This is a genomic window from Acetobacterium malicum subsp. dehalogenans DSM 11527, assembly GCF_000472665.1.
GTDB classification, from domain to species: domain Bacteria; phylum Bacillota; class Clostridia; order Eubacteriales; family Eubacteriaceae; genus Acetobacterium; species Acetobacterium malicum.
On record NZ_KI421448.1, the window covers coordinates 218,039 to 231,220 of the forward strand.

Genomic DNA, 13,182 nt, shown 5'->3' on the forward strand with positions numbered 1-13,182 from the left:
TCTATGGCAAATAATCGAAAACGGGTGGCCTTAATCGGCAAAATCGGCAGCGGAAAAACCACCCTGATGCAGCGGCTGAATGAAGAAGAACTTAAATATTCCAAAACGCAGATGGTCAGTTACTATGACGATTTTATTGACACCCCGGGAGAATTTATTGAACTCCCGTTTTTTTCGCGTCAGGCCATTAATATTACCATGGATGCCGGGCTGGTGATTCTGGTCTGTTCTTGTATGGACTCCCAAAACGCCTTCCCGCCCAATTTTATCCATACCTACAACATCCCCTCCATTGGCGTGATCACCAAAACCGATCTGCCTGAATGCAATATTAAGCGGAGTCGGAATCTGCTGATCTATGCCGGTATCAATCCCAAACACATCTATGTAGTCAGCTCCTATACCGGTGAAGGCATCACGGAATTGGAAGCCGCCATTCATCATTTTATGGATCCCCACCGCAATAAATAAATTTTAGAGACTATCGATTAAGGAAGTGAAAAAATGACCTATGACAGCTATGGCAATTTAACAGTGGCAGGCGTTGCCGACTACCTTAAAGAAAAGGAAATCTTTTCCGCCGATGCCAACCTGACTGTGGTGGATTTACACGCCGTTAAGGAAAGTATTGAAGGCTTTGTTAATTTAATCTACCACGTTTATGATCAATCCGGAAAATCTGTGATTATGAAACAAATGCTCTCGATGCCCCGATTTCGAATCGAGGACGAAAAAAACAATACCGTCGAAGACGGAACCGATGCCGGCTGGACCCTTGATCTGGGCCGGATGCGTTCCGAGATTGCGACCCTCATTTTCTGGAACTCGGTATATCCCGGTATCAGTCCCGAGATTTATCTTTTCGACGAAGCCAACCGCATCATTGTCATGGAAGATCTGATGGATTTGAGCCTGCTTCGTTTTGAGCTCTGCCGAATGGTTAAGCATCATCACTTCACCGATAAGATCGGCGCTTTTTTTGCCCGCAATCTTTTTTTCTCGTCCAACCTGCATCTCACCAATTATAAAAAATCCGAAGTTGAACGTTTTTTTGTCAACCCTGAATATACGGCCCTGGTGCCTTTCCTTTTCCATGAAAACATCGGTGTTTCCTGGGAACGGGAGATGGTTCCCGGTACCGATGAAAAAAGAGCCGAACTGGTGGATAACCCCCAGATCAAGGCTGAATTTAAGCGGCTGGAAAACAAATTTATGAACGACAAGGAATGCCTGATCCATACCGACCTTCACAGTTCCAACATCATGATCAGTGCCGCTGACGTGCGCATCATTGATGGTGAATTTGCCGGTTTCGGGCCACTGGCCCAGGATTTTGGCCGTCTCACCGCCAGCCTGACCCTGAACTATATTTCCTGGTTTGGCGATGAAACCCGAACCGCCGCCGAAAAAGCCGATTTCCAGGCCTACCTGTTGGAGACCATCGCCGATCTATATACCACCTTTCAAAATGAATTCCGCCAGCTGGTAGAAACCCATCGGGAGGAAAGCTACAGCTTAAAAACCCTTGACGTCGATGCCTATCTGATCGATCAGTTGCAGAACGCCTTGTCTTATACCGGGGTCAATGTGATGTCCCGACTGGCCAACCGGGGAATCTGTTACGATCTGCTACGGCTTCCCGAACCAAACCGACTGGTGCCCACACTGCTGGGTCTGGAGATTTCCAAACAGCTATTGCAAAACCACGGAAACTACATCAACATTACCGACTACACCCAGTTACTAAAAAAATTGGGTTAATCATTAACAACAAAAAATACCGCTGCTTTCGAAAGCTCGAAAACAGCGGTATTTTATATTTTGTCGCAAATTCGCAACTTCACTATCATCATTAAACCATCCTGATCCATTAAGATAATAATAGCGCCTTACTCCATCACCTCAATGGGATCGCCAACTTTAATGAAGCCGCCGATAATCACAGCCGTAAAAACAACCTCATTTGCCAGCAGGCACTTTCCGTTTTCATCCCCGATTTCACAGCCAAAGCATTTTTTGCCAATCTGAGAAATCTCCTGGACAGTTCCGCCAATTTTCAGCCGGGTTCCCAGGGGTAACCGAAACAGCTCGATGCCTGTGGTGGTGATATTTTCATTGAAACGTCCGGTACATAAACCGGCTCCGCCGATCTTTTGCAATTGCTCAGTGCTGTTAAGTCCAAATAAGCAGACCTGCCGTTTGTCGCGACCGCCGTGACTGTCCCCTTCAAGTCCGAACCCCGAAATAAAAAGGGCCGGCTGATCCAGGCGAATCCGCTCGCCTTTTTTAACACTCCGATAAATAGCTGTAACCTTTCCCAATGGGCTCACCTGCTTTCATCTTTTTTTATTGTCCGCTTAGTCCTGCCTAAATAAAATACTCACAGGTGCCCTTTTCATTATACGACTTCACCAGATCTGCCAGGGTAATATTATCTACCACATTCTCAACGGCATCTTTAATTTGCCGCCAGACATCAACAGTGACGCAGCGATCGGCCCGGTCACAGCTGCCCGGTTCATCTAAACAGGCCACTGGGGACAATTCCCCTTCCATCAGCCGTAAAATCATTCCAACGGTATATTCTTCGGGCGGGTTTGCCAGTTGGTAGCCCCCCTGGGATCCCCGGACGCTCCTGACGAAGCCGGCCCGGGAAATCTGGGTGATGATCTGCTCCAGATATTTTTCAGAAATCTCCTGACGCTCAGCAATCCGTTTAATCGGTATGTATTCCCCGGTATTGTTAATCGCCAGGTCCAGCATCAGACGCAAGGCATATCGTCCCTTTGTTGATATTTTCATGACGAGTATAACCCCGTTGACAGGTAGCGTTCGCCGGTATCCGGCAGCAACACGACAATGGTCTTTCCTTTGTTTTCTGGTCGTTTTGCCAGTTCCGTGGCCGCATACAGGGCTGCGCCCGACGAGATTCCCACCAGTAAGCCTTCTTTCTGGGCAACGCTTTGGGACGTTTTAAACGCATTATCATTACTGACGGTAATAATTTCATCGTAAATAGTCGTATTTAGTACCCCGGGTACAAAACCGGCGCCAATCCCCTGAATCTTATGCGGTCCCGGACTGCCGCCAGAAAGCACTGGCGACGCTTGCGGTTCGACGGCAACGATCTGAACCCCAGGTTTCTTTTCTTTGAGCACTTCGCCCACCCCGGTAATGGTACCACCGGTACCGATGCCAGCGACAAAAATATCCACGTCGCCATCCGTATCGTTCCAGATTTCAAGTGCTGTGGTTTGACGGTGAATTTCCGGATTGGCGGGATTTTCAAACTGCTGCGGAATAAAGGCATTGGGGATCGTTTCAGCCAGTTCATTGGCTTTGGCAATGGCACCTTTCATTCCGGTGGCTCCTGGCGTCAGCACCAGCTCAGCGCCCAGGGCCGACAACAGATTACGACGTTCCATACTCATCGTTTCCGGCATCGTTAAAATGATCCGATAGCCTTTGGCAGCGGCTACAAATGCCAGACCCACCCCGGTGTTACCACTGGTTGGTTCAATAATCACAGTACCTGCTTTGATCAACCCAGCCTTTTCACCCGCTTCAATCATCGCAAACCCGACACGATCCTTCACTGATGATAAGGGATTAAAATATTCCAGCTTGGCCACCAGCCGAGCTTCCAGCTCCAGGCTCTTTTCGTAGTTCGATAATTCCAGCAGGGGCGTATTACCAATCAAATCGGTTAGACTTTTTGCTATTTTAGACATCTTCCTACCTCACTTTATTCTTAAATTTTTATTTTCAATCTTATTTTTAATTAATTCATATCATTTCGATATGTTTTAATGATTTTATTATATGCCTCTGCCTTTTCTTTGTCAACAAAAAAATGCCGGATTTCTCCGGCATTTAAGACTTAAGATTAATACAAACGTAGTACGAGATAACCTAAAAATGATCAGGCGTCTTTTTTAGGATGACTTTCCTTTTCCTCAGCTTCTACCCGAGACCAGAAACGCTTTCCTTCTGGATGGGCATCCTCACCCGCCAACTTGGCATATTCATTCAAGGCATGGCGTTGCTCACGGTTAAGTTTACGTGGCACTTCCACCTTAATGGTAATAAACTGATCGCCCCGACCGCGGCCATTGACATTGGGTACCCCTTTTCCTTTTAAGCGGAAAACTTTGCCATTTTGGGTACCTTCCGGTATTTTAAGCTTGATCTTACTGTCGATGGTCGGGACCACAATACTGTCACCCAGAGCTGCCTGGGCATAGGTGATGGGCAGTTCATAATAAACATCATCGTCGCTGCGTTTAAATAGCGGATCTTCCCGGACGCTGATATAAACCAGCAGATCCCCGGTGCTACCATGATTTGGTCCGGCGTTGCCCTGACCTCTTAACGGTAAAATTGAGCCGTCATAGACGCCGGCAGGGATTTTGATACTGATGGTTCGTTCCTTGGATTCAAGTCCGGATCCATGACAGGTGTGACAGGGTTTATCAATGATTTTGCCTTCGCCATGGCATTTGTCGCAGGTATGAACCTGTTGAACTGTTCCGAACGGTGTCTGCTGCCTTACATAAACCTGACCCGAACCGCCACATTGATCACAGGTTTTTGAGGTTGATCCTTTTTCAGCACCAGTGCCACCACAGCTTGAACATTCTTCATTCCGTTTGATCTTAATTTTCTTTTCCACACCGAAAACAGCTTCATGGAAGGACAGGTTGATACTGATCTTCATGTCCGAGCCACGGTTGGATCGTCGGCCACCGCGACCGCCGCCAAATCCGCCACCGCCGCCAAAAGCGCTGAAAATATCGCCAAAGATATCCTCAAAGCCGCCAAAGCCACTGCCGCCGTAACTGCCACCACCGTAACCGCCGGCATTGGGGTCAACTCCGGCATGACCATATTGATCATAGCGGGCTTTTTTATCGGCATCGCTTAAAATTTCATAGGCTTCATTGGCTTCCTTGAATTTTTCTTCAGCCGCACTGTCCCCCGGATTTTTATCCGGATGGAATTCCATCGCCTTTTTTCGATACGCTTTTTTTATTTCATCCGGGCTGGAATCTTTACTGACCCCCAGCACCTCATAGTAATCTCTTTTTTCACTCATAAATCTATCTCACCTCTTTTGAATCCTAAACACCAACTAAACAACTATTTATTATACCTTTTTGGAGCAAAGAGTTAAAGTCTTTTTTCGTGGAGTATAGCATTCCCAAAAGTTGGAAACATACCTTAATATTAGTACCGACAATTTTTACATCATGTTGTACGCATCGGAGCGGACACGGCAAAGCCTGTCCGATTCTTCGCGAAGGCAACGAGCCAATCATAAGTTTACTTATAGTTGGCGACTGCCCGCGACCAATGTGAAAGGAGCATAGCGGATTTCGCATGGCGCGGCGAACAACAGATTAACAATTGGTCGGTACGGCACACCAAACCCACATGGCTTGTTGCCTCCACGACACTTTTCAAAACGCTCACCCGCGTTTTGAGCCGTTCGCGGGCAGTCGCCAATTGCAAGCGAGCTTGCGATTGGCTCGTTACCTCCACGAAAAAGAGTGGCAGCCTTGGCTGCCACTGGTTTTTGCCGGTTACAGGCAAATCTTACTCTTTTACTTCCTCATATTCAGCATCCACAACATCATCGTCATCATTACCCTGAGCCCCAGCTTCTTGCTCATCAGGTGCCTGTTGGGCAGCTGCTTCTTCATACATTTTCTGAGCCAATGGATAGAAGGATTCATTCAGTTCTTCAGTCGCCTTGGTAATGGCTTCCACATCTTCGCCTTCACTGACTGTTCGGAGGTTGGCAATGGCTGCTTCAACCTTGGCTTTATCCTCATCCGAAACCTTGCCTTCCATTTCTTTTAAAGACTGTTCGGTTTGGTAAATGGTCGAATCCGCAACGTTCTTGGCTTCGATTAAGGCTTTTACGCGTTTATCTTCTTCTGCGTGTTGTTCCGCTTCTTTGACAGCTTTATCAATCTCATCATCACTCATGTTGGTAGTCGATTTAATCACAACGTTCTGTGATTTGCCGGTTCCCATATCTTTGGCCGATACGTTAACAATCCCATTGGCATCAATATCAAAGGTTACTTCAATTTGGGGAATGCCACGACGTGCTGATGGTATCCCGGTTAATTGGAAACGACCCAATGTTTTGTTATCTTTGGACATTTCTCGTTCACCCTGTAAAACATGGATGTCAACTGCGGTCTGATTGTCCGCTGCAGTCGAGAATGTCTGGCTTTTCTTGGTGGGAATAGTGGTATTACGATCGATTAATCGGGTGAATACCCCACCTAATGTTTCAATCCCCAATGATAATGGAGTTACGTCAAGCAGTAATACATCATGGACTTCGCCGGCTAATACACCAGCCTGAATGGCGGCACCAATGGCAACACATTCATCAGGGTTAATGCCTTTATAAGCATCTTCACCGGTAATATTTTTAACCGCATCCTGAACTGCTGGGGTTCGGGTGGAACCACCAACCAGGATTACCTTATCCAGTTCATTTTTGGAAAGGCCGGCATCTTTCATCGCTTTTTCAACTGGGCCAATGGTACTCTTGACCAGATCAGAAGTCAGTTCATCAAATTTAGCACGGGTCAGTGATAATTCCAAATGCTGTGGACCTTCTGCCGTAGCGGTGATAAATGGCAGATTAATGTCTGATTTCATAACGGTTGATAATTCAATTTTCGCTTTTTCAGCGGCTTCTTTAAGTCTCTGAAGCGCCATTTTATCGTTTTTTAGATCAAGTCCGTGAGTTTTCTTAAACTCTGCGGCCATCCAATCGATGATTTTCTGGTCAAAGTCATCACCACCCAGGTGATTGTTTCCATTGGTTGACTTAACTTCAAAAACGCCATCACCAAGTTCCAGAATGGAGACATCAAAGGTTCCGCCCCCAAGGTCATAAACCATGATTTTGTCATTGGCATCTTTATCTAAACCATAAGCTAACGCTGCTGCGGTTGGTTCGTTGATAATTCTTAAAACTTCCAGACCGGCAATCCGTCCGGCATCTTTGGTTGCCTGTCTTTGTGCATCACTAAAGTAAGCTGGTACGGTAATAACTGCTTTGCTGACTGTTTCACCTAAATAAGCTTCAGCATCGGCTTTCAGTTTTTGCAGAATCATCGCTGAAATTTCCTGTGGGGTATAACTTTTATCATCAACGACCACTTTGCGGTCAGTACCCATGTCGCGTTTAATCGAAGAAATGGTGCGATCGGGGTTGGTCACCGCTTGTCGTTTGGCAACCTGTCCAACCAGACGTTCGCCATCTTTGGCAAAAGCGACAACTGATGGTGTCGTTCTATTTCCTTCTGCATTTGGGATAACAACGGCTTCACCGCCTTCTAAAACGGCTACACAAGAGTTTGTGGTTCCTAAGTCAATCCCGATAATTTTTTCTTTACTCATATCTATTTCCTCCTGAAATGTTTACTATTTTATTAAAATGAAAATTGTTCTGCTGGTTATCCAACTGAATTTTCAATTCTAGACTTTTTTAGTTTATATGTTTAATATTTATTTACTACAAACCTTAACCATGGCTGGTCGGATGACCTTACCCTTGAATTTGTAGCCTTTCTGGAATACATCAATAATGTCCTGGTCGTCCTTTTCGTCATCTTCGCCAACGGCAACGCCATGATGAAGATTGGGATCAAAAGGACCTTCACAAACAATTTCTTCCAGACCTTCTTCTTTGAGCACATCCTTGAGTTGCTTAAAAACCATTTCCAGTCCATCAATATAACCCTTAGCTTCCTCACTGGCATCCGATAAGGCCGCTTCAGCCCGTTCCAGATTATCCATCACTGGTAGCAGCTTGGTTGCAAAGTTTTCGGATGCAAACTGATACATTTCTGTTTTCTCTTTTTGACTTCGCTTTTTGAAATTCTCAAAATCAGCCTGAAGTCTGACCAAGCGATTCAATATGGCCTCATCCTCCTTTACGATCTCCTTTAAAACTTCATCCGGAGATACTTCTTCGACAATTTCATCAATCGATTCCTCGTCGGTTACCGTTTCTGCTTCATCTAAAAGCACTTCATCATTTTCTGCCACAGTTTCTGTTTTGATTTCCTCTTCTTTTATCATATAATCACCTATTTCATTAATAAATTTGAGATATGTAAATTTAACTCATTGCGGATGTAATTGAGAACCGACGACACATTGTCATAGTTCATCCGGGTCGGCCCGATGACTCCGAAGGCGCCCATCATTTCACCGTCCAACTCATAAGTTGATGTGATAATGCTGAAATCCTTAAGATTTTCATTGTCATTTTCGCTACCGATTTTGATTCGGATGACCTGGTTCCCATCTTTGGATGTCATCATTTCTGATAACACCTGCTTTTCCTGAACAATATTGATCAATTGCTTGATCTTGTTCACATCGCTGAATTCCGGATAATTAAAAAGATTGGTTAACCCGGTGGAATGAACTTCCGAGGCATCCTCCATCAACGCTTTTTTAAGATGAGGGATAATCTCATGGATCAGCTTACTTTCGGCTGGAGACAATTCCTGGATCTGATCAATCAGGTCTGAACTCATTTCACTGAGAATGGTGTTTTTCAGAAATCCGTTGATCACATTGGAAAGTTTCAGGGCCAGCATGGTGTCAACCTCTTGCGAAAGGGTTACCTCAATATTTTTGGCCATCCCCTCCTGGGTTACTACTACCATAAGTACCCTGTTTTTAATTAAAGAAACAATCTGGACATGCTTACAGTTAAAATTTGTTACCCGCGGGGCCAGAACCACCGCTGTGTAGTTGGTTAACTGCGACAGAACCTGAGCGGTATGCGACATCGTCGGCCCCAGTTCGGTATTGTGATCCAAAAAACCCCGATGAATATCGGTCCGGATCATTTTCTCCAGTTTTTGGATCTCCATGATTTCATCCACATAATAGCGATAAGCCTGTTGGGTTGGAATCCGTCCCGATGAGGTATGCGGTTGAACCAGAAAACCTAATTCTTCAAGATCCGCCATTTCATTTCGGATGGTGGCCGGGCTGATACCCAGGTTGCATCGTTTTGAAAGGGTTCGTGAACCAACCGGCTCGGCCGTATTGATATAATCACGGATGATCACTTCCAGTATTTTCTTTTTACGTATGTTAAGTTCCATGATTCACCTCGTTATTAGCACTCACAATAATCGAGTGCTAACATCTGAGTTAAATATAACACCCTGTCCCTACTTTGTCAACTAGTTTCTATAATAGCTTGCTCACCTTTTAAAGTTTTCTTAAGATATTTTTTTGACCTGATTTCATCTACACAAAAGCCATAAAGACACGGTTTCCAAAGTCCTGTCCCCGGTCTGTCAGTTTTAAAACCGACCCATCCCATGCCAGTAAACCATCAGCGATCAGACTCTTGATGACCTCACCATAGCGGACAAAAAAGCTTTCGCCAAAACGGGTTATAAAATCAGCATCCCTTATCCCGCTCAGTTTGCGTAAACCTAAAAACATCCATTCACTCATCATTTCGTCGGGTGCCATTACCGGTTCAAAAACCGCCGGAGATTTCCCCGCATTTAATCGCTCACCATATTGTCTGAGTTCATTGGTGTTACCATAGCGTCGGCCCTGAAAGAAACCATGAGCGCCCAGGCCAAAGCCCAGATAGGGCTCCAGTTCCCAGTATTTAACATTATGCCGGCTTTCGCAGCCGGGCCGGCAATAACTGGAAATTTCATAGTGCTCAAATCCCTGTTGCTTCAGAAAACCATCCACCGCCCAATGCATTTCCCGTTCTTCATCTTCATCCGGCAAATCCAACTGGCCTGCTTCGACCCAGTTGGCCATGGGCGTACCCGGCTCCAGAATCAGGCTGTAGCTGGACAGATGGGTGGGCGAAAATACCATCAGCGCCTCCAGGGTCTCCATCACATCGACCAGCTTTTGTCCCGGTAAGCCAACCATCACATCGACACTGAAGTTCTCAAAGCCGTTGTTTTTTAAGATTTCCATCGTTCTGATAAAATCCGCCTGATTGTGAATCCGGCCGAGGATTTTCAACAGAAAATCCTGCCAGGCCTGAAGTCCGACACTGGCCCGGTTGATTCCTGCTTTTTTGTAGCGGCGGGCCTTGTCCGCGGTCAGCGTCCCCGGATTGATTTCGATGGTGATCTCGGCGGTATCCTGAATAACAAATACTTCCTTTAATAAGGCCAGGGTCGCTTCGATCTGCCCGGCATCAACCGACGATGGCGTCCCGCCGCCGAAATAGACGGTATCAACCATCGGCAAATCTGAATTTTGATTTTCTCGGGCAAAGTTTCTGATTTCTTTGTGTAACGCTTCAAAATAATCCCGGATGTTGTCCTCACTCTGGCAGGAAAAAGAAGAAAAATCACAATAGGCACATTTCTTCAGACAAAACGGAATATGGACATAAATCCCCAGGGGATCGATCTGATTCTTTTTATTGACATTCATTTATTACACCTCATCATTTTTAAAGACTATTTTTCTTAAGTTTATGCTATAATCATAACATATAAATAGAAACTAAACGAAGTCATAGAAAGGAAATCATCAATGAAAAAAGTAACCACCATTGCCATTATCGCCGGCGCTGCTTCCTTGATCCCGGCCTATTTTCTGGCCCGCAAACTGATCCTGAAGAACCCACTGACCAAAACCGCATCGCTCCCTGACGCACCGCTTAAAGAAATTGATATCAACGAAATTCAAACCAAAGAAATCCCGTCAAAAGTGATTCAACCCGAAAACACACCGCCTCAAAACCAATCAACCACTGAATCCATCAAACCCGAGACCCTTATTAAAAGCATTCAGACGGAGGTTCAGCAAACGGTAGAACCAGATCATGATAAATCTACCTATCCGGGACTAATTGCACCAAACGGTCGCATTTTATATAACTTCAAAGATGAAAATAATCTCATCTTCTGTGAAGAAACCCAGTTGGGCAAACGTCTGATCCAACTGGAAAACTCCATTAATATCCGGGACATCGGCGGCTATACCGGCATGGATGGCCGAAAAATCAAGTGGCGAAAAGTTATCCGCAGTGAAGAACTGGCCCACTTATCTGATAAAGATGTTGACTATTTTGCCGCCTTGCGACTTAAACACGTCTTTGACTTTAGAAACAAATCCAAATCCGAACGCCAGGCCGACCGTTTACCTAAAACCGCCCAATATCATCTCATCCCGATATTTTCCAGTGCCGATATGGGACTGGATCATAAAGATTTTACCAAACCCGGGATGGTGGATGAATTCATGCGCCATATCTACAAGATCCAGACTGAAGACCGGGCCCAGTGCTTTGCAGAAGTTTTAAAATACCTGACCGAGTCCTCTGAGTATCCCATTCTTTACCACTGCACCAACGGCAAAGACCGGACCGGCTTTATGACCTATCTGATTTTAAGTATTTTAGGTGTCCCTGAAGATGTTATTCTGTCGGATTACACCCTGACCAACCTGACCTTTGACGAAAGCTATAATCTACTTGGCAATATCATGTCCGAGGAATTGGGAATTGAAAATTACCACCTCTGGGAATTCTACGGTGTCAAGCCTGATTGGTTAAAAATTTCCATGGATTACGTCAACAGCAATTTCGGAAATGTCGAAACCTATTTGATGGAAAAAACCGATTTGCGGGAAAAAGATTTCAAAAAAATCCGAGATAACTTGTTAGCAAAATAAACAACGTGGTGCGGGCGGCTTATCGTTACAGTTTGCCAATACCACCGCCCGATAGATCACAGAGACGAATTCATCACCCGGAAACTCAACCCCAAATTAAAGGAGGAAACGCCAATGCAAATGGAACAACGAGGAAAAATTGCCCGGGATGCCGGTATCCTGTTAGCCGCCACCGACGGCCAGAAGCGCAACGCCGGCCTGCGGGCCATTGCCACTGCGCTGGAAACAAACAAAGCCGCTATTGCGGCAGCTAATCAAGCAGACATGAAACGCTCTCAGGAAGAGCAGCTGGGTGCGCCCCTGCTCAAGCGCCTGACCTTCGACGCCGCTAAAATCAGCGACGTCATTCAGGGAATCCATAGCCTGATCGAGCTTACCGATCCCCTGGGGGCTACCAAATTGTCAACCCAGCTGGATGAAGGTCTGGATCTCTACAAGGTCACCTGCCCAATCGGGGTCATCGGGGTCATTTTTGAGTCCCGTCCCGATGCTTTTGTCCAGATTTCTACCCTCTGTCTCAAAAGTGGCAACGCGGTGCTTTTGAAAGGCGGCCGGGAAGCCCTGGAAACCAATCGTATCCTTGCCAAAATCATCAATGAAGCCACCACCTCAGTCGGTTTACCAGCAAACTGGATCCAGAATCTGGAAACCCGGGAAGACGTCACCGCGATGCTGTCTCTGGAGCAATACATTGATCTGATTATCCCCCGAGGCTCCAACAGCTTTGTCCAGTATATTATGAACAATTCAAACATCCCGGTGATGGGACACGCTGATGGCATCTGCCATGTTTATGTTCATGAAGATGCTGACCTTAAGCAAGCCGTGGATATCATCGTCGATTCGAAAACCCAATACGTAGCCGCCTGCAATACCTTAGAAACCCTGCTGGTCAACGAAAAAATCGCCGCAGCCCTGCTGCCATCACTGAAGGCCGCCCTGGATGCCAAAAATGTTCATATTAAAGGCGACTCCGCCACGCAAGCCATTATCGCCGTGGAAGCAGCCACCGAGATTGACTGGAAAACCGAATATCTGGATTATATCCTATCCATTAAAATTGTTCCAGATCTGGATGCCGCCATTACCCACATCAATACCTATGGCTCCGGCCATACCGATGTGATCCTGACGACTGCCGAACCCACCGCCAAAACCTTTATGACGCTGGTGGATTCGGCCGGGGTGTTCTGGAACTGCTCCACCCGCTTCAGCGATGGTTTCCGTTTTGGCTTTGGCGCCGAAGTGGGGATCAGCACCAGCAAGCTCCACGCCCGGGGTCCGGTGGGTTTGGATGGCCTGCTCAGTTATAAATTCAAACTACTGGGCCACGGCCAATGCGTGGCTGATTATGCCAGCGGAAAAAGTCAGTTTACCCATGTGAAACAGGACACCAGCTGCCCGGTATAGTTGGAGCTGATGCATTACGCTGACGTGAAAGTTTTTACTGTGCTTCTAATTCTG

The 13,182-nt window shown here is 46.1% G+C and carries 12 protein-coding genes; 4 read left to right on the top strand and 8 right to left on the bottom strand.

Annotated elements, in window-relative coordinates; genetic code table 11:
- Positions 1-3 precede the first annotated feature (3 nt).
- The gene (locus A3KS_RS0118230; protein WP_026396111.1) at positions 4-471 is read left to right on the top strand and encodes a EutP/PduV family microcompartment system protein; all 468 of its coding nucleotides are present in this window, start codon (positions 4-6) and stop codon (positions 469-471) included.
- 33 nt (positions 472-504) lie between these two features.
- Positions 505-1,761, top strand: a complete 1,257-nt coding sequence (locus tag A3KS_RS0118235; protein WP_026396112.1) for an S-methyl-5-thioribose kinase — start codon at positions 505-507, stop codon at positions 1,759-1,761.
- 128 nt (positions 1,762-1,889) lie between these two features.
- Here the strand turns inward: A3KS_RS0118235 and A3KS_RS0118240 are convergent, their stop codons facing one another.
- The 8 genes from A3KS_RS0118240 to hemW all read right to left on the bottom strand — a co-directional run bounded on the left by A3KS_RS0118240 (position 1,890) and on the right by hemW (position 10,473).
- Complete coding sequence (locus A3KS_RS0118240) at positions 1,890-2,330, bottom strand: MOSC domain-containing protein (RefSeq protein ID WP_242834794.1); 441 nt, start codon at positions 2,328-2,330, stop codon at positions 1,890-1,892.
- Positions 2,331-2,367: 37 nt separating this feature from the next.
- Complete coding sequence (locus A3KS_RS0118245; protein ID WP_026396114.1) at positions 2,368-2,802, bottom strand: RrF2 family transcriptional regulator; 435 nt, start codon at positions 2,800-2,802, stop codon at positions 2,368-2,370.
- Entirely contained in the window at positions 2,799-3,731 is a 933-nt protein-coding gene (cysK, locus tag A3KS_RS0118250) for a cysteine synthase A (protein ID WP_026396115.1), read from the bottom strand. Before cysK ends, A3KS_RS0118245 begins: the two co-directional genes overlap by 4 nt.
- A gap of 191 nt (positions 3,732-3,922) precedes the next feature.
- Positions 3,923-5,095, bottom strand: coding sequence for a molecular chaperone DnaJ (gene dnaJ / locus A3KS_RS0118255; RefSeq protein WP_026396116.1), 1,173 nt, complete (start codon positions 5,093-5,095; stop codon positions 3,923-3,925).
- A gap of 500 nt (positions 5,096-5,595) precedes the next feature.
- Positions 5,596-7,428 (bottom strand): molecular chaperone DnaK, encoded by a 1,833-nt coding sequence (gene dnaK, locus A3KS_RS0118260; RefSeq protein ID WP_026396117.1) that lies wholly within the window; start codon positions 7,426-7,428, stop codon positions 5,596-5,598.
- 108 nt (positions 7,429-7,536) lie between these two features.
- Positions 7,537-8,112: a nucleotide exchange factor GrpE gene (gene grpE / locus A3KS_RS0118265; protein WP_026396118.1), complete on the bottom strand. Its 576-nt coding sequence runs from the start codon at positions 8,110-8,112 to the stop codon at positions 7,537-7,539.
- A gap of 8 nt (positions 8,113-8,120) precedes the next feature.
- Positions 8,121-9,155 carry a heat-inducible transcriptional repressor HrcA gene (gene hrcA / locus A3KS_RS0118270; protein ID WP_026396119.1) on the bottom strand — a complete coding sequence of 345 codons (1,035 nt, stop codon included), beginning with the start codon at positions 9,153-9,155 and terminating at the stop codon, positions 8,121-8,123.
- A 148-nt stretch (positions 9,156-9,303) separates the two neighbouring features.
- The gene (gene hemW, locus A3KS_RS0118275; protein ID WP_026396120.1) at positions 9,304-10,473 is read right to left on the bottom strand and encodes a radical SAM family heme chaperone HemW; all 1,170 of its coding nucleotides are present in this window, start codon (positions 10,471-10,473) and stop codon (positions 9,304-9,306) included.
- A 102-nt stretch (positions 10,474-10,575) separates the two neighbouring features.
- Between hemW and A3KS_RS0118280 the strand changes: the two genes are divergently transcribed.
- Together A3KS_RS0118280 and A3KS_RS0118285 are read left to right on the top strand one after the other, a co-directional pair.
- Positions 10,576-11,718: a tyrosine-protein phosphatase gene (locus A3KS_RS0118280; protein WP_026396121.1), complete on the top strand. Its 1,143-nt coding sequence runs from the start codon at positions 10,576-10,578 to the stop codon at positions 11,716-11,718.
- A 72-nt stretch (positions 11,719-11,790) separates the two neighbouring features.
- Positions 11,791-13,128 carry a glutamate-5-semialdehyde dehydrogenase gene (locus A3KS_RS0118285; protein ID WP_278247327.1) on the top strand — a complete coding sequence of 446 codons (1,338 nt, stop codon included), beginning with the start codon at positions 11,791-11,793 and terminating at the stop codon, positions 13,126-13,128.
- Positions 13,129-13,182 lie beyond the last annotated feature (54 nt).